Genomic DNA, 22881 nt, shown 5'->3' with positions numbered 1-22881 from the left:
GCGGGCTGGACGACGAGGACGGATGATATGAGCAAGGCAATGATCGTTTCCGCGCTGATGGCGGCAAGCGCGATGGCCCCGGCGGCAATGGCGCAGCAGGCGGGCAGGTATTCGCGCACCGATGACGGGGTCGTCGTTTCGCCCGCGAACGGCAGTGCGGCAACGGTGAAGGTTACCGTTCACGGCGATGGCATTTTCCACGTCATCGCCGCACCGAAGACGAAAGCAGGCGCGCCGCGCGATACCAGCCTGATGGTGCCCGCTCCGCCAAAGCCGGGCAAATTTTCGATCGCCGATCAGAACGGCCACGTCCTTCTGAAAACCGATCGCGATACCGCCGATATCGATCTTGCCACCGGCAAGGTTCGCTTCCTTGATGCCAGTGGGAAGCTGCTCCTCGATCAGGCGGGCCAGCCCGTGTTCACATCCGAGACGATCGAGGGCAAGCCTTTCGTGTCGGTGTCCCAGCAATTCAATCGCGGCACCGATGAGGGGCTGTATGGCCTGGGCCAGCACCAGAACAGCCAGATGAACTATAATGGCGAGGACGTTGAACTCGCCCAGCACAATATGGACATTGCGGTGCCGTTTCTGGTGTCGACGCGCAATTACGGCATATTGTGGGACAACAACTCGATCACCCGGTTCGGCAATCCGAAGGAATATTCCTTTGTGGGGCAGGGCATGAAGGTGACGAGCGGGGGCAAGCCCGGCTTTACCGCGCAATATTATCTGGATGACAAGCTTGCCGTGACTCGCCGCGAAGCGACAATCGATTACCAATATATCTCTGACCAGGACAAATGGCCCGAAGCCGCCAAGGCGAAGACGGTCGCCGCCGATAGCGGGCAGAACACCGCAGGCAATGCGACCGAAAGCCAGAAGGTCGTCTGGACGGGTGAGCTGACCCCGGACAAGAGCGGAATGCACAAGTTCCGCCTGTATGGGTCCAGTTATTTCAAGGTCTTTATCGACGGCAAGGAAGTGCTCAATCGCTGGCGGCAGAACTGGAATCCCTGGTATGCCAACTTCGAAGTTCCGATGACCAAGGGCAAGCCGGCCAGTGTCCGCATCGAATGGAAACCGAACGCCGGATATATGGCGTTCTTCCACAACGACCCGCTTGCCGATGCCGACCGCCATTCGGTCTGGTTTTCCAGCAATGTCGGCCATGCCGTCAATTACTGGTTCGTGCCGGGCAAGGACATGGACGACGTGGTCGCGGGGTATCGCAAGCTGACGGGCAAGGCCGTGATGATGCCCAAATGGGCCTATGGCTTCTGGCAGTCGCGCCAGCGCTACAAGACGCAGGACGAACTGATTGACGTGGTCGAACAGTATCGCAAACGCGACATCCCGCTCGACAATATCGTGCAGGACTGGTTCTATTGGCCCGAGGACGCATGGGGCAGCCACGATTTCGACAAGAGCCGCTTCCCCGATCCCAAGGGGATGATCGACAAGGTGCACGATCTGAACGCGCACTTCATGATTTCGGTCTGGCCCAAATTCTATCCGACGACCGACAATTACAAGGAACTGGATGCCAAAGGATATACCTATCACGGCAACCTGAAGATGGGGAACAAGGACTGGGTCGGTAAAGGCTATCTGAACACCGACTATGATCCCTATGCCCCCGAAGCGCGCGAAATCTATTGGCGGCAGATGAAGGACAAGCTGGCCGTGCTGGGCGTCGATGCCTGGTGGATGGACGCGACCGAACCCGACATTCACTCCAACCTGTCGATCGAAAACCGCATCAAGACGATGGGGCCGAACGCCAAGGGACCGGCGGCCGAATATTTCAACAGCTTTCCGCTGGTTCATGCCGAGGGCGTGCATGACGGCTGGCGCCAGTTCAAACCCGATGTCCGCCCGTTCATCCTTACCCGGTCGGGGTTCGGCGGGCTGCAGCGCGCAGGCGCGGCGCTCTGGTCCGGCGACGTTGCAAGCCGCTGGTACGATCTGCGCGCGCAGATTTCGGCAGGGGTGAACCTGTCCATGTCGGGAATTCCCAACTGGACGCACGATATCGGCGGGTTTGCGTTGGAAGACCGCTATTCGACCGACAATCCAAAGCCGGAGGACCTGAACGAATGGCGCGAACTGAACCTGCGCTGGTTCCAGTTCGGCGCATTCAGCCCGCTGTTCCGCAGCCATGGCGAATATCCGTATCGCGAGATTTACGAGATTTCGCCCGACGGTTCGCCGATGCGCAAGTCGATGGTCTGGTACGATCAGCTTCGCTATCGCCTGATGCCTTATATCTACACCCAGGCGGCGAACACGTGGTTCAACGACGGCAGCATCATGCGCGGCCTTGTCATGGACTTTCCGAACGACAGGCAGGCGCGCGACAGCGCGGACGAATATCTGTTCGGCGACAGCTTCCTGGTCGCGCCGGTCACCACCTACAAGGCGCGCTCGCGCGAGGTGTATCTGCCCAGCGCTTCGACCGGCTGGTACAATTTCTACACCGGTGAACGCGTTGCGGGCGGAAAGAGCGTAAATGTCGATGCGCCCTATGAACGCATGCCGCTGTTCGTGCGCGAAGGCGCGATTGTTCCGATGGGGCCGGTCCAGCAATATGTCGATCAGAAGCCCGATGCGCCGGTAACGCTCAACATCTATACGGGAGCGGACGGATCGTTCGGCCTGTATGAGGATGACGGGACGAGCGAGGGCTATCGCACCGGTAAATATAGCCGCATCCCGATCCGCTATGACGATGCGACGGGCAGCGTTTTCATCGGTGCGCGGCAGGGCAAGGGCTATGACGGCATGCCCGCCAGCCGCACGTTCCGCATCCGCTGGATCAAGCCGGGGCAGCCGCTCGACCTGGACGGCGCTGCCGATGTCACGGTGGCCTATACGGGCAGCGAAGTAACCGTGAAACGCCCCGGCTGACGCGCCGACATACTGTGCCCGGCGTCATGTGGCGTCGGGTGCAAAGCGACAAAAAGCGGATGTTCGACATGGGGTCGGCATCCGCTTTTTTGTAGATGGCGGCAGGCAAAAAAAGAGCCGGGGCACTAGGCTCCGGCTCACAGGGGGAACTGTAGGAGTGGTTGTTAGTAGGTGATGCGGGCGGTGATGCTGACCCGGCGATCGTTCAGCACCGACGACTGCGGACGGCTTTCGATGCCGTAATAGGTGCGGTTTTCGGTATCGGTCAGGTTCGTCCCGTCCACCGTGAGCGCGAAATGCGGGTTGACCGTATAGGTGAACGAGGCATCGAGCTGACCACGCGGCGCGTTGAAGATGGGCAAGTTACCCGATCCGTTGCCCTGCGTCGTCACGACATATTTGCTGCGCCAGTTATACGCGACGCGCGCCGAAACCGCGCCTTTGTCGTAAATGCCGACAAGGTTGTAGCTGTATTTCGACAGCAGTTCGAGCGGCACCAGAAGCTGGTTGCCTTCATTGTCGGTGGCTTGCGGGCTGGGCGCCTTGCTGTCGACATAGGTGAAGTTCGCCTGCGCACCGAAGCCCGACAGCCACCCGGGAAGGAAGTCGAAAAAGGTATTGCCGCCGATTTCGAAGCCTTTGATCTTGCCATTATCGCCGTTGACCGGGCGCGTCACATCATAGGTGTAGCTGCTGTCGCCGAAGGTATAGGTTTCCTGCGTAACGACATTGGCGATGAACCCGTCGACCTTCTTATAGAACGCCGCGCCATAGATCATACCGGTATCGGCGAAGTAATATTCTAGGCTCGCGTCAAGCTGTTTGGCGGTCAGCGGACGGAGATCTGGGTTCCCCGAAGAGGCAGTGCGTTGCGAATTCGTGGGATTATATTCGACGATGTTGATGTTCGGGTTGAGCTGCGTGAAGCTGGGGCGTGAAAGCGCCTCGGACGCCGCCAGCCGCAACTGCAATTCGGGCGTCAGGTGGAAGGTCAGGTTCAGGCTGGGCAGCGCCTTGGTATAGTTCGAATCGACGCTGATCGGCTGATATTCGACATCGCCGTTGCCATAGATCGGATTGCCGTCGTCATCGGTGCCGACCTGCACCTGCGGCGTGCGGACCTGATAGCCGGCGGTGCTTACTTCGGTCCGGACAACGCGGACACCGATATTGCCCTCGAACGGAACCGCGAAATCGTCACTGCCGAAGCGGACCAGTCCGTAAGCGGTATAGGTTTTTTCGCCCTGCGTATTCCGGTCGCTGGGAACATAGCTCACGCCGTCGAGCAGGGCTTCTTGCTGCGATTCCGAAACATAGGGGGCCAGCGCTTCACGCGTGGCATCATAGTCCAGCACTATGTTCCGGTTAAAGAAAACAGCGCCGGTCGGGACGCCGTCGAAACCGCGATACAGGTCGCCGCGGAACGGACGAACCTCCAGCAGCGAATCGGGCAGCGCGGTTGCGATGCCGTAATAGGCATAGGTGCTGCTGTCGGTCACCGCAGAGCGGTCAGTGTACCGCAAACCGCCTTCAAGCGCGCGAAGGAAACCGCCGTGAAGCTGATACTTCGCATCGAAGCGGCCAGCATATTCGGTGCCGACGGAATGTTCGATATGGTCGAGATACCCGCCGCCGGTGCGGTAATTGTCGAAATTGGTGGTCGACCCGTCGCCGTTGCTGGCGTCGCCATCGCCGTAAATGAGCATCGTCGGAACACCGTCGCCCACCGAAGTATAAAGCCGCTCGGCGGTGGAAGACAGGATGACGATCGAACGCTCGCTGTCGGTCGTGCCGCGAATATACTGGAAATCGCCGCTCACTTCGAGATCGGAGGAGGGGTTCCAGACGCCGTGCAGCGAATAGTCATTGGTAACCGAATTGCGCGTTTCCAGGCTGGTATTCGCGTTCACCGGCACGTTGACGAACGTGCCGCTGCGGAAATTGCCGTCATCGTCGAAACTGAAAGGCTGCGTATAGTCCGGGGTGATGGTCGCATCGCCGGTATAGGCGAAATAGCTGTAATCGCCGTAGCGGAACTTGTAGTCCGAACGAATATATTCGCCGGTGAATTGCAGAGTATCGGTCGGGCGCCATTGCACGGCCACATCGGCGCCAAGCCGGCGGCGATCGCCAAGATACTGACCGATGCCCACGCCGTGCGCGAGATAGGTGTCCTGCCCCGTGCGGCCCAGTCCGGCGGCGATCGCAGCGTCGGTTTCGTCGCTTTCGTCGAGCAGGTAGAAGGGCTGGCTGGAAATCTGATCCTGACGGAATGCCGTCTTCTGATACGCCAGATCGACGAGCACGCCGATTTCGCCGATTCCGGTATCCCAGCGATCGGACACGAGGATGTTGGCCTGCGGCTTGCTCTTGCCGTACAGGTCATAATAATTGATGCCGCCGCTCGCCGACAGCTTGAAGCCGTCAAAGTCGAAGGGCTTGCGCGTTCGCAGGTTGACGAGGCCGCCAATGCCGCCTTCGATCAGTTCGGCCGACGGGTTTTTGTAAACATCGATTCCCGCCAGCAGTTCGGACGGCACATCTTCCAGGCTGAGCGTGCGCCCGCCATTCGCGGTGAACACGTCGCGTCCGTTGATTTCGGTGCGAACCTGGCTGAGCCCGCGAATGGCGATCGAGCTTCCCTCGCCATAGCTGCGTTGGATCTGGACGCCGGTAATCCGCTGCAGCGCTTCTGCGACGTTGCGATCGGGCAGCTTGCCGATGTCTTCGGCGACGACCGAATCGACGATCTGTCCCGCGTTGCGCTTGATGTTCTGCGCCGACTGAAGGCTGGCGCGCACGCCGGTGACCACGATATCGGATGCGGGCTGACCCGCGACGCCGTCGGTCTGCGCCGTCGCGTCCTGATCGCCGCTGGGAGCGGTGGTTCCGCTGCCGGTCGCCTGCGACTGCTGCTGATCATTCTGGCTCTGATCGTCGGTGGTGTCGCTTTGCTGCGCGAAGGCGGTCGAGCTCCAGCCCATGGCCAGCAGCGCCACCAGCGAGGCCGTGGCAGTCAGTTTCGAATGCGCTCGACGTGAGCGCGCATTGCCCTGGATCACTATCCGTCTCCCTTGAACTTACGTGCGAATTCCGTCGGGGCGGTGCCGCATCGTATTGTTGTGATCGGCGCAACTCGCCCCGATGCGCAGCCCTCCTAAAACATTTCGACACCAATTCATATATGAAATTTGCACCCACTAGTGACCGATGGTAGCGCAACCTTGCATTTGGGGTTGCCACCGTTGGAAATTGGCGGTTCGCCGGGAAATGCGGTGGAGAGAGGAGCGAACATGACGGGTAGAAAAATCGGCGGAGCGCTGTGTGCGGTAGCGCTCGCATTTACGCCGCAGGCGCTGGCGGCGACACAAGGTGATTCTACCCCAAAGGCGGCCGAGCCCGTGTTTCAGAATTCGCCGGAGCGCCGGGAAGTGAAGGAAAAGGATTGGGGGCCCTGGCTTGGTCCGTTCCGCGAGAAGCTGGTGCCCAGCCTGATGCAGGATTTCGGCGAGCGGTATCTGTACATCCCTGCCAACCGCAAGCTGGCCCCGCCAAAGCCGGATGAGGATCGAGTCGTGTTCATGGGCGATTCGATCACCGATCGCTGGGACCTTCACCGCAATTTCGGCGACAAACCCTATATCAACCGCGGGATCGGCAGCCAGGTGACCGCGCAGATGGTGCTGCGTTTTCAGCAGGACGTGGTTCAGCTTCACCCGCGGGTGGTGGTCATTCTGGCCGGGGTGAACGACGTGCAGGGATTTCTGCAGAAGGAAACGCCCGAAACGATCGAGCAGAATTATGAGGCAATGGCCGACATCGCCGATCGGCACGGCATCGCCGTGGTGTTCGGATCACTGTTGCCGGTCAACAATTACAGCGAACAGGCGCACGACGTTCTGAAGGAGCGCGACCCCGCCGAATTGCGGCAGCTGAACAGCTGGCTGAAGGGGTTCTGCCATGGCAGGGGCTATGCCTATGCCGATTATTATTCGGCGCTGGTCGACCAGAACGGCCTGATGAAACGCGAGCTTACGGTGGACGGCGTCCACCCGTTGCGCGCCGGATACGCCATCATGGCGCCGATCGCGCAGGCCGCGATCGATCAGGCGTTGGTCCATTCGCATGAAAGGAAATCCGACCGATGAAATTATGCCGTTACGGCGCGCCGGGCGCCGAAAAGCCCGGAATGATCGATGCCGATGGCGCAATCCGCGACTTGTCGGGCGTGCTGGCCGATCTGACTGCCGATGGCTTGTCGCCTGAAAACCTGAAAAAGCTGGCCGATATCGATCCGTCGGACCTGCCGCGGGTCGAAGGGGAGCAGCGCTATGGCCTGCCGTTCACCGGTACGCGTCAGTTCATCGCCATCGGGCTGAACTATGCCGATCATGCCGCCGAATCGAACCTGCCGATCCCGCAAGAGCCGGTGATGTTCACCAAGGCGGTGTCGTGTCTTGCCGGGCCGAATGATCCGGTCATCATCCCGCGCGGATCGGTGAAGACCGACTGGGAAGTCGAACTGGGCGTCGTGATCGGCAGCCGCGCAAGCTATGTCGAGGAAGCCGACGCGCTGAACCATGTAGCGGGCTATTGCGTCATCAACGATGTATCGGAACGCGATTTTCAGCTGTCGCGCGGCGGCACCTGGGACAAGGGAAAGGGGTGCGCCACCTTCGGCCCCGTCGGCCCCTGGCTGGTCACCGGCGATGAGGTGGGCGATCCGCAGAATCTCGACATGTGGCTGGAGGTGAACGGCGAACGGATGCAGACCGGCAATTCGCGCACGATGATCTTTTCGGTTGCGAAGATCGTCAGCTATCTCAGCGAATTCATGGTGCTGGAACCGGGCGACATCATCACCACCGGCACCCCGCCGGGGGTAGGGATGGGGCAAAAGCCCGAACGCTATTTGAAGGCTGGCGATACGGTGCGTCTGGGCATCGAAAAGCTGGGCGAGCAGGGACAGGAATTCGTCGCCTGGAGCCGATAACGCCAGACGGCCGGGATACACTTCCGTGACGGCCGCGAAATAATTCGCTTGGGGGGCATGTTCTATATCGAAAGGTCCATCGTTAGACACCGTCGGCGATGGTCCCTTTCTTTTCTGATCAGTGCAGCGGCGAGGCGGCGGGCGGTGTTTCCACCCTGCCAGCGGCGCGATGCGCGCGCGTTGCATAAAAGGCGACCACCGCTAAGCATAACGCGGGAACCAGCATGACCGGCTGAAGCGCGCCGATCGCCTGTGAAATAAACCCCATCATCGGCGGGAATACGGCGCCGCCGATGATCGCCATGACGATCAACGGCGCGCCCAGCATGGCGCGTTCGCCCAGATCCTTTACCCCCAGCGAGAAAATCGTGGGGAACATGATCGACATGAACAGGCTGGTCAGCGTCAGCGCACCCACCGCGATCCATCCGCCGGTAAGCGCGGCGAGGGCGGCGAGGAACACTCCGGCCAGCGCGAAGAACGTCAACAGGCGCGTGGCGGCAATCCGTTGCATCAGCGCCGCGCCGATGAAGCGCCCGGCCATGAACAGGGCAAGGCTGAACGACAGCAGGAATGCGGCGGTGCGTTCCGGGGTGGTCGGCGTCACTTCCTTCACAAAGTCGATGAAGAAGCTCCACACGCCGACCTGCGCACCGATATTGAAAAACTGCGCTGTAACCGCTCCGGCCAGCGCCGGTTCGCGCAATATGGCGAACCGCGAAGGGCGCTTGCCGTGGGCGTCGCTTGCGCGTCCGGGTGGTTCGATGTGCGGCAGGCGGACCATGGCGACCGCGATAGCGATCAGCACGACCAGTACGGCCAGCACCAGATAGGGGCCTTGCACCATCTGCGCTTCCGTCGCGCGATAGGCAGCCTGCTGTGCGGGCGGCATCGCGGCGATATCGGCCTTGGAATGTTCTATGCCCGAAAAGATGAAAACGCCGCCGATGATCGGCGCCAGAAATCCGCCGAACCCGTTGAACGCCTGTGCGAAGTTGAGCCGCTGTTCGGCGCGCGAGGGGTGGCCGAATGCGACGATATAGGGATTGGCCGCGGTTTCCAGAAACGCCGCGCCTGCCGCGATGACGAACAATGCGGCCAGAAAGGCGGCATATACCCGTATCTCGGCCGCCGGATAGAATAGCAGCGCGCCCACCGCGTACAGCCCCAGTCCGGCGAGGATGCCTGCGCGATATCCGAACCGGCGCATCACCATCCCGGCGGGAAGCGCCATGGTGAAATAGCCGATATAGAAAACGAACTGGATGAACCCCGCTTCGGCGCGGTTGAGGTCGAGCGCTTTCTGAAACTGTCGAATCAGGATGTCGTTGAAATTATTGGCGAGCGCCCAGAGAAAAAACAGGCTGGTGACGAGGATGAATCCGGCAAGATAGCCGGGCGCGATAAATGCGCCTCGCCGGTTTTCCCCGGCATCCTGTTCGGGAATAGCCACGATGATCCTCTCCTTGTCTGCCCGCCCCGTTTTCGAATGCGGATATTCTATTGCGAGCCTGTTTCGTCATGGTCGATCAGGCGAAATATGCGCGCCATTTCGGTCCAGCCGCCCCCGGGAGCAGCGGCGGGTATTGCCCTTTGAAACTGCCGCATCCGCGCTTCCCATGCCGCGACATGGGGGTTGGCAGCGTCGGCGGCCGTCTTGGCCGCGGGATCGAAGCGTTCGTTTACGTCCATCACCATCACCATCCGATCACCTGCGCGGAAAATTTCCATATTTTCGATTCCCGCCTCGCGGATCGAGCGAATGATTTCGGGCGGGGTGTTGCCCACCCGATGCCATCGTTCATATTCAGCGATCAGATCGGCGTCATCGACCAGATCGAGCGCAAGGCAGACGCGCCGGGTCATGTGTTCGCCCAGCCGCCGTCGATGACATTGGCCGTGCCGGTGGTGTAACCCGATTCGTCGCTGGCAAGATATAGCGCCAGTTGCGCGATTTCGTTCGCGGTGCCCAGTCGGCCCATCGGCTGCCGTGCGACGAAATCGGCACGCGCCTTGTCGGCATCGCCGGTCGCAGCCATGCGCTCTTCGAGTGAGGGGGACTGCACGGTGCCGGGGCAGATCGCATTGCAGCGTATGCCCTGTTTGACATGGTCGGCGGCCACCGCCTTGGTAAGTCCGATAACAGCCGCCTTCGACGCGCCATAGACGAACCGACCGGGCACCGCGATAACCGAGCTTGCCACCGACGACATATTCACGATCGACCCGCCGCCCTTTTCGATCATTGCAGGTAGAAAAGCGCGGATCATGCGGTACGCGGCCTTCACATTCAGGTCGAAGGAAAAGTCATAAGCAGCTTCATCGCAATCAAGAATGGTGCCGGAATGAACGAAGCCGGCGCAGTTGAAAAGGATGTCTACGGTTCCGATTCGCTCCGCAAGCGCGCTGATCCCATCGCCATCGAGCAGGTCGAGGACATGCGTTTCGCAACCCTGAAGCGCCCCGAGCGCGTCGCTATTGATGTCGATCGCATGAACCTTCGCGCCTTCGCGGGCGAATAATTCGGCGCTCGCGCGGCCGATGCCTTGTCCTGCGGCGGTGATGATTGCGATTTTGCCGTCAAGGCGTCCTGCCATCGGGATGAGTCCTTTTATTGGGGTAGGGGAAGCGGCGCGTCGGCGCGGATCAGCGAGCGGTCGCGAAGCATGCGCCAGCATTCGGCCGGAATGGAGGTGTCGAGCAGGTCGAGCGCGGCACGAAGCTGTTCGGGGGTGCGCGTGCCGGGGATGACGCTGGCCACCTGCGGATGGGCAAGCGGGAATTGCAGCGCCGCAGCGGCGAGCGGAACGCCGTGCAGGGCGCACACCTCTTCAATGGCGGCGACGCGGGCGATAACGTCGCGCGGTGCGGGTTCATAATTGTAATGCAGGTCGCCGCCACCACGCACGCCGGTGGCGAGAATGCCCGAATTGAATGGCCCGCCCAGCACGATCCGCACGTCACGCCGCGCGCAGAGCGGCAGGAACTGGTCGAGCGCATCCTGTTCGAGCAAGGTATAGCGACCGGCGAGCAGGATCAGGTCAAGCTCGGCATGGCCAAGCACCTCTTCGCACACCGCCGTTTCGTTGACGCCCAGGCCGATCGCGGCGACCGCGCCACCGTCACGCAGTTCACGCATCGCGCGATAGCCGCCGTCCAGAAATTCGCGCAGCCGGGCCGGGTGCTCGTCGCCATGCGTCATGCGGCCCAGATCGTGCGCGTAAAGAATGTCGATCGAATCGCGTTTCAGTCGCTTCCGGCTCGCTTCGTAGGAGCGAAGGACGCCGTCATAGCTGTAATCGAAAACACTCTCGACCGGTTCGGGAGACACGAAACCCTGACGCAGCGCTGACAGGTCGGCATCGGGAGCGGGGGCGAGGCGGCGGCCCACCTTTGTCGAGACGATCGCGCTTTCCTGACGGTCGAGCCGGGCAAGCGCTGCGCCGACACGCTTTTCGGAAAGGCCGAACCCGTAATGCGGCGCGGTGTCGAAATATCGCAGGCCGGACTGCCATGCCGCGTCGAGCGTCGCCTGTGCCGCGTCATCGGACATGATTTCGTACAGATTGCCGATCGGCGCGGACCCGAAGCCGATCCGCCCGAGCGATCCGACACCGCCGTCTTGCGACGCGCGACTTATCGGCGATTCATCGGTCATTGATGCGGCAATGCCTGCGACCCCGCAGGAAACACCGCCCCTCCGGCGCGATACGAAAAGTTCATGATCTCTCCTGCTGTCGGCGAGCATCTTGGCCGGCTCGGTCTCATTCAGCCTTTTTTGCATATGAGACAGGCATTCACCAGTGGAAACCTGCCCCCAGCACTATGGAACCTAACATGCGGCGACCGGTTGGCGGTACGCAGCAGGGGGCAAGCATGGACGAGGCGAAAAGCCAATCACGCACGAACAATGCGATCGATCCGGTCGTATTTTTCGTTTCTTTCGGCATCATTGTCATTTTCTGCGTGGCAGGTGCAGCCTTTCCCGAACAGGTCGATAATCGAGCTACCGCCGCGCTCGATTGGGTGATGCGCGATTTCGGCTGGGTGTTCATCCTGTCCGCCACCGGCTTTCTGGGCTTCATCATTCTGCTCGCGCTTGGGCCGTGGGGAAAGATCCGGCTGGGCAAGGATGACGAGCGGCCGGAATTTTCCACGCTTTCGTGGATCGCGATGATGTTTTCGGCCGGTATGGGCATCGGGCTGATGTTCTATGGCGTCTACGAACCCGTCACCCATTTCGCGTCGCCGCCGCCGGGCTGGGGCCTGACGGCGCAAACGCCGGATGCCGGGCGGATGGCGATGGCCTATACGCTTTTTCACTGGGGGCTGCACCCATGGGGGATATACGGCCTGTTCGCGCTGGCGCTTGCCTATTCCACCTTTCGCAAGGGGCGCGGCAACCTGATCAGCGGGCCGTTTCAATCGTTGCTTGGAAAGCACCGGATCGAGCAGCGTGGCTGGGGAAAGCCGATCGACATCTGGGCGATCGTGGCAACCAAATTCGGTGGTGCGACATCGCTGGGCCTCGGCGCGCTTCAGATTGCGGGAGGGCTGGGCATGTATCTGGGGCTGCGCGACAAGGCCGCTGCCGCAGCTTCGATGGGCGAATCGACCACCGGTATCGAACTTGCGCTGGGGGTGATCGCCATCCTGTCGGTCTTCGCGATCATCTCGGCGCTCAGCGGCGTTTCCAAGGGCATCAAATGGCTTTCAAACGCCAATATGGTGATGGCGGTCGTCCTGCTGTTTTTCGTGCTGGTGCTGGGTTCGACGGTGTTCCTGTTCGACCTGATCCCGTCCTCGATCGGCGCGTATCTAAGCAATTTTGTCGCGATGAGTTTTCATTCGAGCGCCTTTGGCGGCGACGAATGGATGGGTAAATGGACGATCTTCTTCTGGGCATGGTGGATTTCGTGGACTCCGTTCGTTTCCACCTTCATCGCGCGGATTTCGCGCGGGCGCACGATCCGGCAGTTCGTGTTCGGCGTGCTTGTGATCCCGACGCTGGTTTCGGCGATCTGGTTCGTCATCTTCGGAGGCGCGGCGATCGACATGCAGATGCACGGCGTCGCCGATATCGCGAGCGCCGGAGCGCCGGAAAACGCCTTTTTCGCCGCGCTGAAGCCCTTTCCGTTTCCGGTGGTGACCGGAATCATGGTGATGGCGCTGACCGGGATTTTCTGGGTGAGCGGCGCGGATGCAAGCGCGCTTGTGCTCGCGACGCTGTCGTCGCGCGGTGCGGTGGAGCCAAAAAAATGGCTGGTTGCCTTATGGGCGATTGCAAGCGCGGCGGTGGCGGCGATTCTGCTGGTGATGGGCGGGCTTGAGGCGCTTCAGACCTTTACCGTCCTGGTCGCCTGTCCCTTCGTGTTGATCATGATCGCGCTGTGCTGGGCGTTGTTCCGGGATTTGCGCGAAGATGCGAGGGCGCATCACCTGAGCGACGCAGATGATCGGGACATATGATGCGAGGCGTGCGTACGGCGCGCGCGCATAGAAACCCCCGCCGCGGGTAAGCCGGGGCGGGGGCTTAGCGATTCGCAAGCGTCTTCAGCCCTTCTTGCGGAAGTGCAGGATGCCCCAGGTGAGCTTACCGGCATCGGCGCCGTTCACCCAATGGCCGAGGCCGGTGAGCATGCGTTCTACCCACGCATCGCTTGCGTCCAGATCGCACCGGCGGGCCTTCAACTCTTCGGCGACACGCGCATAATGGTTGCGAAGCTGCGCCGAATGATCCTCGATTTCGACCTCTTCAAAGCCAAGCCGGCCCAGTTCGCGGCGATAGAAGCCGAACGAAGCCAGATTGGGCAGATGGATGCGATCATAAATCGGCTGAAGGTCGCTTTCGTCCCTCAGGTCATCGGCCTGCATCGGATCGGTGAAGATGAAATCCGCACCGGGCCGCAACACGCGCGCCAGTTCCTCCAACACGGCGACCCGGTCGGGTGCGTGGAGGATCGCGTCCTGGCTCCACGCGGCATCGAAACTTTCATCGCCGAACGGCAGATCGTCAAACGACCCGTCGACGACCTCCACCTTGTCGCTGAGCCCGGCTGCTTTGGTCAGTTCGCGATTGCGGGCGTTTTCCACGACGGCGACGTTCAGGCAGGTTACCTTCGCGCCATGCTGTCCCGCCATGACGCGCGCGGCACCGCCATAGCCAGACCCGATGTCGAGCAGTGATTTACCCTGCACATTGCCCAGCCGCCCGGCCATTCGTTCGACGGTCGCGCGGCTCGCCTCGCGAATGTCGCTGGTGTTCTGGTACAGCCCGACATGGATGTCTTCGCCGCCCCAGATCGTGTGGTAGAAATTGTCGGCTTCTTCGCTGTCATAATAGTCGCGAGCGGTCGCGACGCCCTGATCAGTCTTCGTCGCCATAGCTTTTCTCCGCAACATGAATGAAAAAATCGGGGTTCTTTTCCTCACCCTCTTCCTGAAAATCGCCGTAGCTGTGGATTTGCTGAAAACCGGCGTCGCGCAACAGGCCGCGGGTATAATCCTTGCGCAGCGGAAACATGTTCAGATTATGCTTCGACCCGTCAGGAAAGGTATATTCGAAGCGCGCCAGCCCTTCATCGACATGCACCGGCTCGGCTGAAACCTTGTCCCCACAATAATAAAATTTGTGTTTTGTCGAAAATCCGTCGTCGAGGATCGTGTCGTAATTGCGCTGGTCGAGAATCAGGATGCCGTCATGTTTCAGCACGGCATAGAATTCGGCGAGCGCACGGCGGCGGTCGGCTTCATCGAACAAATGGGTGAAGCTGTTGCCGAGGCAGATGACGGCGTCGAACTTGCCGTGGACATCCCGGTTCAGCCAGCGCCAGTCGGCATGCACGGTCTTCAGCACGACATCGTTATCGACGCCGTTCTTGAATGCCTTGGCCAGCATTTCCGCCGATCCGTCCGCCGAAAACACATCAAACCCGGCCTTCAAAAGCTGGACCGAATGGAAACCGGTGCCGGTCGCTACGTCGAGCACGCTGGTTTTCCCGCGCGCTTTCAGCACATCGATAAAAAAGCGTCCCTCGCTTTTGGCGCGCTGTTCCCAGTCAATCAGTTCATCCCATTTGTCGACGAAACCGCGGACATATTCGGACGTGTATTTGCTCGACTGGCGAACCGCTGTAGGGTCCTCGCCATAATCCTGACGTTCGTCGGGCGCGAAGACGCGCTGTTTGGTCTTTGCGTTCATGGGCTCCCTCTTGTGCCGGGCCGGACGAAAGCGATCACGTATTGATCGAGCTGTGGGCTGCCGGATCAGGCAGCGCGGCCCCTGGAAAGAATAGCCAGAGCATTACAACAGACCTCACCGCCGATGGCAACGAAAGCCGGGACTGCGGCAGAAAATAAATTATTACAGATAGATGACAACTGCGAGGCAGTGTTTTACGGAAATTTTCGCCCGCATCGCGCTGATCCGTTGCGTACCGGCCGCGCTGCGCATAGACAGGCGCGCGGGCCGGTTTAGCTCAGTTGGTAGAGCAGCGGTTTTGTAAACCGAAGGTCGCGGGTTCGAATCCTGCAACCGGCACCATCATCCATCAGCGCCGCGCGAATTTTTCCAGCGTAGAATCTGCGAGTGGCAATACGAATTGCGCGCCGTACCGCTGTGCCTGATTCCAGCGCACGCGCGCTACCATTTCATGATCGCGGCATGTGACGACGATGCTGATGTTGCGCGGCAGATCGGCATCGCAATGAAAAGCGAATCCAGTGCGCGACAGGTTGAGAATGTGGCAGCGATATTGCTGTCCGAGAACGCGCAGGGTTGCCGGTTCGAACAGTTTGTGCCTGGGCGCTCGTTCCCGGGTGCCCGCATCGGATTTGTCGCTGACGATGTCCAATATTATCCCGCCAATGATCCCCGCTGCAGTGCGATATAACATCTGATCGGGCATCACGTTCCACAATTGCCGGTTAACAACGACTTATACACCGTCGTCCGCGCGATTCAGCCGATTCCGAAGGTCCATCCTTCGGTGTGCGCGATACGCGACGTGAGCGCGGGGGGCGTCCACAGGTCGGATCGTGTCACATGGGCGCGAAGCCATGCAGCGGCGAGGATCGCATCGGTGGAATGATCGTCATAGCGCGGCAATGGGGCATGCGGGCGCGATCCAAGGGCCCGCAACGCGACATCGAGCGCGGCTGCATCGCGAAGCTTGCTCAACCCCTTGCGCAGTCCGGCCGCACGCGCGGCGATCGCGGTATAGATTTCGACGACCAGCGCGCCCCTTTCGGGCAGCGGATCGAACGGCCAGACAGGGACGGTCGTCCCCAGATGGTGGAGCAGTCGCATCCCCGCAAAGCTCGCCTTCGCCACCTGCGCCGCGCCGATGGCGTCATATACTGTCGAAGGTTTGCCGCCGCCCGACGCGTTGAAATGCGCCTCGCAGCGGCGAAAATGCATGAACCGCGCCTTCGCGCCGTCGGCAGCGCCGAGATAGAAGTGGCTGCCGCGCCGCCGTTCGAGAAATGACGCGGCGCCAAGATCGGCATCGGTACAGTCGGCATCTACATAGGCCCAGAATTCGCGCGCACCCGACGGCGTATCCTCGCCCGGAAGATAAGCTCCGCGCTCAACCAGGGGCGGGGCGAAGCTGAAATCGAATCCGATCAGCATCGGCATATCGGCGCGCTGCCGGACCCAGGCGAGGATTTCGCTGCGCGACCATGTGCTGCCGGGCGGTTCGACAAGCGCGGGGGCGTCATCGCCGGCTTTGCATGTCGCCAGCGCGATGCCCTTATGCCGGCTGCCCTTTGCGCCGGACCAGTCGATCGCGGCAAAGCGGGTGAAATGCTTCGGCGCTCCCGTCACTCCGTGTCCGCGCGCGCGCGAAGCTCGTCCCAATAGGCGAGGCGTTCGGCCACCCGTTTTTCAAACCCCCGGCCGGTTGGCGTGTAAAAGGTTTCGCGATTCATCCCTTCGGGCCAGTAGTTCGCGCCCGAAAACCCCTCTGCCGTGTGGTGGTCATAGGCATAGTCCTTGCCATAGCCGATATCCTTCATCAGCCGCGTCGGCGCGTTCAGGATATTGGGGGGCGGCATCAGCGAGCCTGTCGATTTCGCCGAACGCCACGCCGCCTTTTGCGCCGAATAGGCGGCGTTCGATTTGGGTGCGGTCGCGCAATACAGACACGCCTGAACGATCGCCAGTTCGCCTTCGGGCGAGCCGAGAAAGTCATAGGCTTCCTTGGCCGCAAGACTTTGCACCAGTGCATTGGGATCGGCCATGCCGATATCCTCGCTGGCGAAGCGCACGATGCGCCGCAGCACATAAAGCGGCTCTTCGCCCGCCACCAGCATCCGGGCGAGATAGTAGAGCGCGGCCTGCGGATCGGAACCGCGCAGGCTCTTATGCAGTGCGGAGATGAGGTTGTAATGACCCTCGCGGTCCTTGTCGTACACCGCCATGCGCCGCTGGAGCAGCGCGGAAAGACCGGCGGAGTCGAGCGGCGAATTGAGATCGACCGAGAACAGTGTTTCAGCCTGGTTGAGCAGAAAGCGGCCGTCGCCATCCGCACTCGCGACCAGCGCGGCGCGCGCTTCGTCGGTAAGCGGGAGGGGGCGCTGTTTCAGTTCCTCGCCACGGGCAAGCAGCGTATTGAGCGCGGTGGCGTCAAGCCGGTGCAGGATCAGCACCTGCGCACGCGACAACAAAGCCGCGTTGAGTTCGAATGACGGGTTTTCGGTCGTCGCCCCGACCAGCGTTACGGTCCCGTCCTCTACATAAGGCAGGAATCCGTCCTGCTGCGCCCGGTTGAACCGGTGGATTTCGTCCACGAACATCAGCGTTCGCTTGCCTAGTTTCGCGTGCTCGCGCGCCTCGCCAAAGACCTTTTTCAAGTCCGCAACGCCGGAAAACACCGCCGAGATCGAGGCAAAGCGCAGGCCAACCGCCGCGGCGAGCAGTCGGGCGATAGTCGTTTTACCAGTGCCCGGCGGACCCCATAAAATAATCGAGGACAGCTTCCCGGCCGCAACCATGCGGCCGATCGCGCCGTCGGCGCCGGTCAGATGCTCCTGACCCACCACCTGATCCAGCGTGCGCGGACGCAGCCGGTCGGCCAGCGGCGCGTCTTCGCGCACGGATTCTTCGGGTTCGGGCGGAACTGCGTCGGCAAAAAGGTCGGCCATCGTCACCAAAGATAGGGCCTGCAAAAAAATTTGCAGCCAGGGATTGATCCGTAACAACTACGATATATCTTAGAGCGGTCTAATATTGGAAGGATACATATGTTTGGACATCATCATAAGGAATGCGGCGGACGACGTGCGCATTTCGGCATGGATTTCAGCGGTCGCGGCTGGGGTCCGCGCGGCGGGGGAATGCCCCGCGGCGGGGAATGGCGCGACGAGGGCGGTCGCGGAGGTGGCCGGGGGCGCGGGCGACGCATGTTCGACGGCGGCGAACTGCGCCTCGTCCTGCTGAAGTTGATCGCCGATCAGCCGCGCCATGGCTATGATCTGATCCGCGAGATCGAGGAGCGTACCGGCGGTGCCTATGCGCCCAGTCCCGGGGTCGTCTATCCCACCGTCACCATGCTTGGGGATATGGACCTGATCGCCGAACAGGAGAGCGAGGGCGCTAAAAAGATCTATGCCATTACCGAGACAGGAACCGCGCACCTGGAAGAAAATGCGGAAGTGGTCGCCGCGCTGATGGCGCGGCTGGAGGCAGTCGCGTCGATGCGTGCGCGCACAAATGCCGGGCCGGTAAAGCGAGCCATGGTGAATCTTCGCACGGTGTTGCAGCAGCGGCTGACGGATGACGAAACGCAGGAGGATACCCTGCACGACGTTGCTGAAATCATCGACGAAGCTGCTCGAAAAATCGAACGGCTGTGACCAGATTGCAGCTTTTGCGGCGGCGGCTCGGTATCGGGTCGCCGCCCATGGGAGAATGTGACATGAACAGCGCAACCGCCAATGTGCCGACCGAAAATGGCAGCCGCTATCTTCAGCAATTGTGCAAGCACTGGTCGCACAGCCTGGATGTCGATTTTACGCCCGAACACGGCACGATCATTTTTCCCCGGGACGCACGCGGCGCCGACTGGGACGATGATGCGAAAGCCGTGCTGAAGGCGGAGCCGGAAAATCTTGCGATCCGGTTGGAGGCAAGCAGCGCCGAGCATCTGGCCGCTTTGAAAGGGGTGCTGGAACGCCATCTCGATCGCTTCGCCCATCGCGAAGCGCCGCTGACCTTCGACTGGCAGGCTGGCTGAAAACGGCTGCACAATCTGTTTCCTCCGGGCGGTCCCCACCTTGCCCGGAAGGGCGCGGCCCGCCCGCAATGTCAGCGGGCGAGCTTCAGATAGGTCTGCAGCACCGTTTCGTTGATCCGGTTCCATTCGAACCCCTGCGCCACTGCGTGCCCGGCACCGCCGGCCGCGTGGCGCAAGGCGGTATTTTCCACCAGTTCGCCGATACGCCGCGCATAGCCTGCAATATCGCGCGGCCCGACCAGAAAACCGGTAACGCCGTCGCGCACCAGGTCCATGGCTCCGGTGGCGCGTGCGGCCACGACCGGAACGCCCGACGCCATCGCCTCCAGCGTGACGTTGCCGAACGTTTCGGTGACCGAAGGATTGAAGAAGATATCCATCGACGCGACGGCACGGCCCAGATCGTCTCCCGTCTGGAATCCGGCGAAAACCGCATCGGGAACCCGCTCGGCGAACCAGTCGCGCGCGGGGCCTTCGCCGATCACCAGCACCTTGTGCGGCACGCCGCGCGCCTCCAGCGCGGCGATGACGTCGGCGAATACGTCCAGCCCCTTTTCCAGCACCAGCCGGCCCAGAAAGCCGATCGCGACATCGTCGTCGCCGATCCCCAGCGAACGCCGCCAGTCGAGCGAGCGGCGGCCGGGCCGGAAACGGTCATGATCCACGCCGCGCGACCAGATCGATATTGGCGTTTCCACGCCCCATCCCGCCACGATATCGGCAATCGACCCGCCGGGGACCAGCACCTGGTCGGCGCGATCATAGAAGCGCCGCGACAGCCGGATGGCGAGCGGTTCGAGCGCCGTTAAATGATAATAGCGCGGATAGGTTTCGAACCGGGTGTGCAGCGACGCGACCGATGCGATGTCGCGGCCGCGCGCCCAGCTGAGCGCGCGATGGCCCATGATGTCGGGCGCGGCGACATGAACGATATTCGGCGCAAAGGCATCCAGGTCCGCGCGAATCTTGCGCGGCAGGCCAAGCGCCATCTTGTATTCGCTGCGCCCGCCGGGAAGCGACAGGGCAGGCACGCTGATGAGTTCGCCGGTCGGTTCGAACGCGGGTTCGGCCACGGTCGGCGAATAGACGCGCAACGCCACCCCGCGGGCAAGCAGGTGCCCGGCAAGCTGGTTCAGCGCCTGGTTCGCGCCGTCGCGGGTATAGTTATAGTTCCCGCTGAACAGCGCCACACGTACATCACTCGGGTGCATGTTTCGGGCCTTTAATCATTGTTTGGCGCGAAAGCCATCGGAACGAAGCCGTCGTCGTTCCGGTTATGGAACGGCGTCAAGGCAAGGAGCGAAGCGATGTCGAACAAATATCAAAAGGGGCAGAAGGTAAAATGGGAATGGGGTAATGGAGAGGGGAAGGGCAAGATCACCGACCGGTTCGAACGCCGGGTCCAGCGCACCTTCAAGGGCAGCAAGGTGGTGAAAAACGGCACCGGGGATAATCCCGCTTACATCATTGAACAGGATGATGGCGACAAGGTGCTGAAGCGTGGAAGCGAACTGAAAGACGGCTGACCAGCATCGTTTTTTTGATTATGAATAAAGTCGCGGACATCGGATATTCCCTTTTCGTTCCGCCTGCGCTACCCATGTCCGCATGGCGAAACCCCAGAAACGATATGTTTGCCACAATTGCGGTTCGGTGGCGTCGAAATGGCAGGGCCAATGCGCCGATTGCGGCGACTGGAACACGCTGGTCGAGGATGCGGGCGCGGTCGTCACGCCGTTTCAGGCAAAGCACAACCTGCAATCGGGTGGGCGCGCGATCGACCTTTCGGGCCTTGACGCCGATGTCGCGCTTCCCGAACGGATGGCGACCGGCATCGCGGAACTCGACCGGGCATTGGGCGGCGGTTTCGTCGAAGGGTCGGCGACCCTGATCGGGGGCGATCCGGGGATCGGCAAATCCACGTTGCTGTTGCAGGCGGCGGCCCGGCTGGCGCTGGCGGGCAAAAGCGTGGCCTATGTATCGGGCGAGGAAGCATCGGATCAGGTACGGCTGCGCGCGCGACGGCTGGGATTGGGCAAGGCGCCGGTTCAGCTTGCCGCCGCGACCAGCGTTCGCGACATATTGACGACGATCGGCACGGCGAACCCGCCCGCGCTGCTCGTCATCGATTCGATCCAGACAATGCATTCCGATCTGATCGAGGGCGCGCCCGGCACGGTAAGCCAGGTGCGCGCATCGGCGCAGGAACTGATCCGCTTTGCCAAGGAACGCGGCACCGCGCTGGTGCTGGTCGGCCATGTGACCAAGGACGGCACGATCGCCGGTCCACGCGTGCTTGAACATATGGTCGATACCGTACTGGCATTCGAAGGCGAGCGCAGCCACCAGTATCGCATCCTGCGCGCGGTGAAGAACCGCTTTGGCGGCACCGATGAGATCGGCGTGTTCGCGATGGCGGGCGAGGGGTTGAGCGAAGTTGCCAACCCCTCCAGCCTGTTCCTCACCTCGCGCGACGAGGATGTCAGCGGCACGGTCGTCTTTCCCGCGCTGGAAGGCACCCGCCCGGTGCTGGTGGAGATACAGGCGCTGGTGGTGCGCCTGGCCAGTGGTGCTACCCCCCGGCGCGCGGTCGTCGGCTGGGATTCGGGCAGGCTTGCCATGATATTGGCGGTGCTCGAAGCGCGGTGCGGGCTCAGCTTTTCGACCAGCGAGGTCTATCTGAATATCGCCGGGGGCTATCGCGTGTCCGACCCGGCGGCCGATCTGGCGGTCGCCGCCGCGCTGGTTTCGGCGCTTTCCGAACGCCCGGTCCCCACCGATGCGGTGGCGTTCGGCGAAATCGCGCTGTCGGGCGAGGTTCGCCCCGTGGCCCATGGCCCGCTGCGCATGAAGGAAGCGGGCAAGCTGGGCTTTCAGCGCGCGCTCGCCCCGTCATTGCAACAGGCGGAAAAAACGCCGCTTCAGGTGGCGGGGTTCGCCAGCCTTTCAGCATTTGTCGATCACATGCTTGGCCGATAGGTGTATTGTTCGAATAATACGCATAGGGTAAGCGAGCATGTCGTGATCCGATCGTGCGGCAAGCGGCGGTCACCGGCTTTTCGTTGACCGTTTCGGCGCGCATGCGTAGCGGCGCGTTCGGATAGTGGAACTGCCGGTCGCGGGATGCGGCCGAATGGGGTGAGCGTGAATATGGGCCTGACCGCACTCGACATCATCGTATTGATCATCGTGGGCGGCGCGGCGGTCCTTGGCTTCATGCGCGGCTTCGTGACTGAAGTGCTTTCGCTGATCGCATGGATATTCATCATCTTCGCGGTGAAGTTTTTCCACACGCCGCTTGCCGCGATGCTTTCCGATTATGTGGGAACCGATGCAGGCGCGGCGGTGCTGTCGTTCGCGATCATCGCGGGGCTGACCTATTTCGGCGGGCGCCTGGTCGCCAATGCGATCGGGTCGCGCACGCGCACGTCGATTCTTGGCCCGGTCGATCGCGCCCTCGGCTTCGGCTTCGGCGCGCTGAAGGGGCTGATCCTCGTCAGCCTCGCCTTCCTGCTGATGCTGCTGGTGATCGACACGATCCATGGCGGCCCCGACCGGCGGCCCGACTGGATGGTAACGTCGCGAAGCTATCCGATGCTGAACGCGACCAGTGCGGGGATCGCCGATTTCATCGAACGGCGGCGGCGCGGCGAACCGGTTTTTCCGCACAAGGACAATCGCGTCTCAATGGCGGTTCCCACCGGGGGAAAGCATTGAGAAGCGGCCTCGTTTCGGATGGTG

At 61.5% G+C, this 22881-nt stretch carries 20 protein-coding genes and 1 tRNA gene; 10 read left to right on the top strand and 11 right to left on the bottom strand.

Annotated features, from left to right (window positions below):
• Positions 1–27: 27 nt before the first annotated feature.
• On the top strand, positions 28–2910 hold the full coding sequence (locus KY084_RS01970; protein WP_219236722.1) for a TIM-barrel domain-containing protein: 2883 nt from the start codon (positions 28–30) through the stop codon (positions 2908–2910).
• Positions 2911–3074: 164 nt separating this feature from the next.
• Here the strand turns inward: KY084_RS01970 and KY084_RS01965 are convergent, their stop codons facing one another.
• The gene (locus tag KY084_RS01965; RefSeq protein WP_343227929.1) at positions 3075–5972 is read right to left on the bottom strand and encodes a TonB-dependent receptor; all 2898 of its coding nucleotides are present in this window, start codon (positions 5970–5972) and stop codon (positions 3075–3077) included.
• 231 nt (positions 5973–6203) lie between these two features.
• Between KY084_RS01965 and KY084_RS01960 the strand changes: the two genes are divergently transcribed.
• Both KY084_RS01960 and KY084_RS01955 read left to right on the top strand, forming a co-directional pair.
• Positions 6204–7058 carry a GDSL-type esterase/lipase family protein gene (locus KY084_RS01960; protein ID WP_219236721.1) on the top strand — a complete coding sequence of 285 codons (855 nt, stop codon included), beginning with the start codon at positions 6204–6206 and terminating at the stop codon, positions 7056–7058.
• Entirely contained in the window at positions 7055–7903 is an 849-nt protein-coding gene (locus tag KY084_RS01955) for a fumarylacetoacetate hydrolase family protein (RefSeq protein WP_219236720.1), read from the top strand. Before KY084_RS01960 ends, KY084_RS01955 begins: the two co-directional genes overlap by 4 nt.
• Before the next feature lie 118 nt (positions 7904–8021).
• On the opposite strand, the gene fucP is transcribed toward KY084_RS01955, so the two are convergent.
• From fucP to KY084_RS01935, 4 genes are read right to left on the bottom strand one after another with little or no spacing between them, the layout of a single operon-like run.
• The gene (gene fucP, locus KY084_RS01950; RefSeq protein ID WP_219236719.1) at positions 8022–9356 is read right to left on the bottom strand and encodes an L-fucose:H+ symporter permease; all 1335 of its coding nucleotides are present in this window, start codon (positions 9354–9356) and stop codon (positions 8022–8024) included.
• A gap of 47 nt (positions 9357–9403) precedes the next feature.
• Positions 9404–9769, bottom strand: a complete 366-nt coding sequence (locus KY084_RS01945; RefSeq protein ID WP_219236718.1) for an L-rhamnose mutarotase — start codon at positions 9767–9769, stop codon at positions 9404–9406.
• A complete protein-coding gene (locus KY084_RS01940; RefSeq protein ID WP_219236717.1) occupies positions 9766–10500 on the bottom strand; it encodes an SDR family oxidoreductase in 735 nt (244 codons plus the stop codon). The genes KY084_RS01945 and KY084_RS01940 overlap by 4 nt, the downstream gene beginning before the upstream one ends.
• 14 nt (positions 10501–10514) lie before the next feature.
• Complete coding sequence (locus KY084_RS01935) at positions 10515–11561, bottom strand: aldo/keto reductase (RefSeq protein ID WP_219236716.1); 1047 nt, start codon at positions 11559–11561, stop codon at positions 10515–10517.
• Positions 11562–11740: 179 nt separating this feature from the next.
• Between KY084_RS01935 and KY084_RS01930 the strand changes: the two genes are divergently transcribed.
• Positions 11741–13372, top strand: a complete 1632-nt coding sequence (locus KY084_RS01930; RefSeq protein WP_219236715.1) for a BCCT family transporter — start codon at positions 11741–11743, stop codon at positions 13370–13372.
• Between the two features lie 84 nt (positions 13373–13456).
• On the opposite strand, the gene KY084_RS01925 is transcribed toward KY084_RS01930, so the two are convergent.
• Together KY084_RS01925 and KY084_RS01920 are read right to left on the bottom strand one after the other, a co-directional pair.
• Positions 13457–14287 carry a methyltransferase domain-containing protein gene (locus KY084_RS01925; protein WP_219236714.1) on the bottom strand — a complete coding sequence of 277 codons (831 nt, stop codon included), beginning with the start codon at positions 14285–14287 and terminating at the stop codon, positions 13457–13459.
• Positions 14271–15104, bottom strand: a complete 834-nt coding sequence (locus tag KY084_RS01920) for a glycine/sarcosine N-methyltransferase (protein WP_219236713.1) — start codon at positions 15102–15104, stop codon at positions 14271–14273. The genes KY084_RS01925 and KY084_RS01920 overlap by 17 nt, the downstream gene beginning before the upstream one ends.
• A 266-nt stretch (positions 15105–15370) precedes the next feature.
• Between KY084_RS01920 and KY084_RS01915 the strand changes: the two genes are divergently transcribed.
• Positions 15371–15446: transfer RNA gene (locus tag KY084_RS01915), tRNA-Thr, on the top strand.
• A 7-nt stretch (positions 15447–15453) separates the two neighbouring features.
• Here the strand turns inward: KY084_RS01915 and KY084_RS01910 are convergent.
• From KY084_RS01910 to KY084_RS01900, 3 genes are read right to left on the bottom strand one after another with little or no spacing between them, the layout of a single operon-like run.
• Positions 15454–15810, bottom strand: coding sequence for a PilZ domain-containing protein (locus tag KY084_RS01910; protein ID WP_219236712.1), 357 nt, complete (start codon positions 15808–15810; stop codon positions 15454–15456).
• 53 nt (positions 15811–15863) lie between these two features.
• Complete coding sequence (locus KY084_RS01905) at positions 15864–16730, bottom strand: hypothetical protein (protein WP_219236711.1); 867 nt, start codon at positions 16728–16730, stop codon at positions 15864–15866.
• Positions 16727–18049, bottom strand: a complete 1323-nt coding sequence (locus KY084_RS01900; RefSeq protein WP_219236710.1) for a replication-associated recombination protein A — start codon at positions 18047–18049, stop codon at positions 16727–16729. Before KY084_RS01900 ends, KY084_RS01905 begins: the two co-directional genes overlap by 4 nt.
• 99 nt (positions 18050–18148) lie before the next feature.
• Between KY084_RS01900 and KY084_RS01895 the strand changes: the two genes are divergently transcribed.
• Both KY084_RS01895 and KY084_RS01890 read left to right on the top strand, forming a co-directional pair.
• Positions 18149–18760: a PadR family transcriptional regulator gene (locus KY084_RS01895; RefSeq protein ID WP_425516710.1), complete on the top strand. Its 612-nt coding sequence runs from the start codon at positions 18149–18151 to the stop codon at positions 18758–18760.
• 62 nt (positions 18761–18822) lie between these two features.
• On the top strand, positions 18823–19140 hold the full coding sequence (locus tag KY084_RS01890) for a DUF2218 domain-containing protein (RefSeq protein WP_219236709.1): 318 nt from the start codon (positions 18823–18825) through the stop codon (positions 19138–19140).
• Between the two features lie 71 nt (positions 19141–19211).
• Here the strand turns inward: KY084_RS01890 and KY084_RS01885 are convergent, their stop codons facing one another.
• A complete protein-coding gene (locus KY084_RS01885; protein ID WP_219236708.1) occupies positions 19212–20351 on the bottom strand; it encodes a glycosyltransferase family 4 protein in 1140 nt (379 codons plus the stop codon).
• A gap of 96 nt (positions 20352–20447) precedes the next feature.
• On the opposite strand from KY084_RS01885, the gene KY084_RS01880 reads away from it, so the two are divergent.
• The 3 genes from KY084_RS01880 (at position 20448) to KY084_RS01870 (ending at position 22857) form a co-directional block, all read left to right on the top strand.
• Positions 20448–20666, top strand: coding sequence for a hypervirulence associated TUDOR domain-containing protein (locus tag KY084_RS01880; RefSeq protein ID WP_219236707.1), 219 nt, complete (start codon positions 20448–20450; stop codon positions 20664–20666).
• Between the two features lie 82 nt (positions 20667–20748).
• Positions 20749–22119, top strand: a complete 1371-nt coding sequence (radA, locus tag KY084_RS01875) for a DNA repair protein RadA (protein ID WP_219236706.1) — start codon at positions 20749–20751, stop codon at positions 22117–22119.
• Between the two features lie 171 nt (positions 22120–22290).
• Positions 22291–22857: a CvpA family protein gene (locus tag KY084_RS01870; protein ID WP_219236791.1), complete on the top strand. Its 567-nt coding sequence runs from the start codon at positions 22291–22293 to the stop codon at positions 22855–22857.
• Positions 22858–22881: the final 24 nt, after the last annotated feature.

The organism is Stakelama flava (assembly GCF_019351405.1).
Lineage (GTDB): Bacteria > Pseudomonadota > Alphaproteobacteria > Sphingomonadales > Sphingomonadaceae > Sphingomonas > Sphingomonas flava_A.
This window is presented reverse-complemented; position numbering and strand designations above follow the sequence as displayed.

Coding starts and splice junctions, on each gene's coding strand:
- KY084_RS01895 (WP_425516710.1), top strand. CDS start 18,149: ATGTTTGGACATCATCATAAGGAATGCGGCGGACGACGTGCGCATTTC.
- KY084_RS01890 (WP_219236709.1), top strand. CDS start 18,823: ATGAACAGCGCAACCGCCAATGTGCCGACCGAAAATGGCAGCCGCTAT.
- KY084_RS01960 (WP_219236721.1), top strand. CDS start 6,204: ATGACGGGTAGAAAAATCGGCGGAGCGCTGTGTGCGGTAGCGCTCGCA.
- KY084_RS01920 (WP_219236713.1), bottom strand. CDS start 15,104: ATGAACGCAAAGACCAAACAGCGCGTCTTCGCGCCCGACGAACGTCAG.
- radA (WP_219236706.1), top strand. CDS start 20,749: ATGGCGAAACCCCAGAAACGATATGTTTGCCACAATTGCGGTTCGGTG.
- KY084_RS01925 (WP_219236714.1), bottom strand. CDS start 14,287: ATGGCGACGAAGACTGATCAGGGCGTCGCGACCGCTCGCGACTATTAT.
- KY084_RS01885 (WP_219236708.1), bottom strand. CDS start 20,351: ATGCACCCGAGTGATGTACGTGTGGCGCTGTTCAGCGGGAACTATAAC.
- KY084_RS01935 (WP_219236716.1), bottom strand. CDS start 11,561: ATGACCGATGAATCGCCGATAAGTCGCGCGTCGCAAGACGGCGGTGTC.
- KY084_RS01870 (WP_219236791.1), top strand. CDS start 22,291: ATGGGCCTGACCGCACTCGACATCATCGTATTGATCATCGTGGGCGGC.
- KY084_RS01940 (WP_219236717.1), bottom strand. CDS start 10,500: ATGGCAGGACGCCTTGACGGCAAAATCGCAATCATCACCGCCGCAGGA.
- KY084_RS01900 (WP_219236710.1), bottom strand. CDS start 18,049: ATGGCCGACCTTTTTGCCGACGCAGTTCCGCCCGAACCCGAAGAATCC.
- KY084_RS01945 (WP_219236718.1), bottom strand. CDS start 9,769: ATGACCCGGCGCGTCTGCCTTGCGCTCGATCTGGTCGATGACGCCGAT.
- KY084_RS01910 (WP_219236712.1), bottom strand. CDS start 15,810: ATGCCCGATCAGATGTTATATCGCACTGCAGCGGGGATCATTGGCGGG.
- KY084_RS01970 (WP_219236722.1), top strand. CDS start 28: ATGAGCAAGGCAATGATCGTTTCCGCGCTGATGGCGGCAAGCGCGATG.
- KY084_RS01930 (WP_219236715.1), top strand. CDS start 11,741: ATGCGGCGACCGGTTGGCGGTACGCAGCAGGGGGCAAGCATGGACGAG.
- KY084_RS01880 (WP_219236707.1), top strand. CDS start 20,448: ATGTCGAACAAATATCAAAAGGGGCAGAAGGTAAAATGGGAATGGGGT.
- KY084_RS01955 (WP_219236720.1), top strand. CDS start 7,055: ATGAAATTATGCCGTTACGGCGCGCCGGGCGCCGAAAAGCCCGGAATG.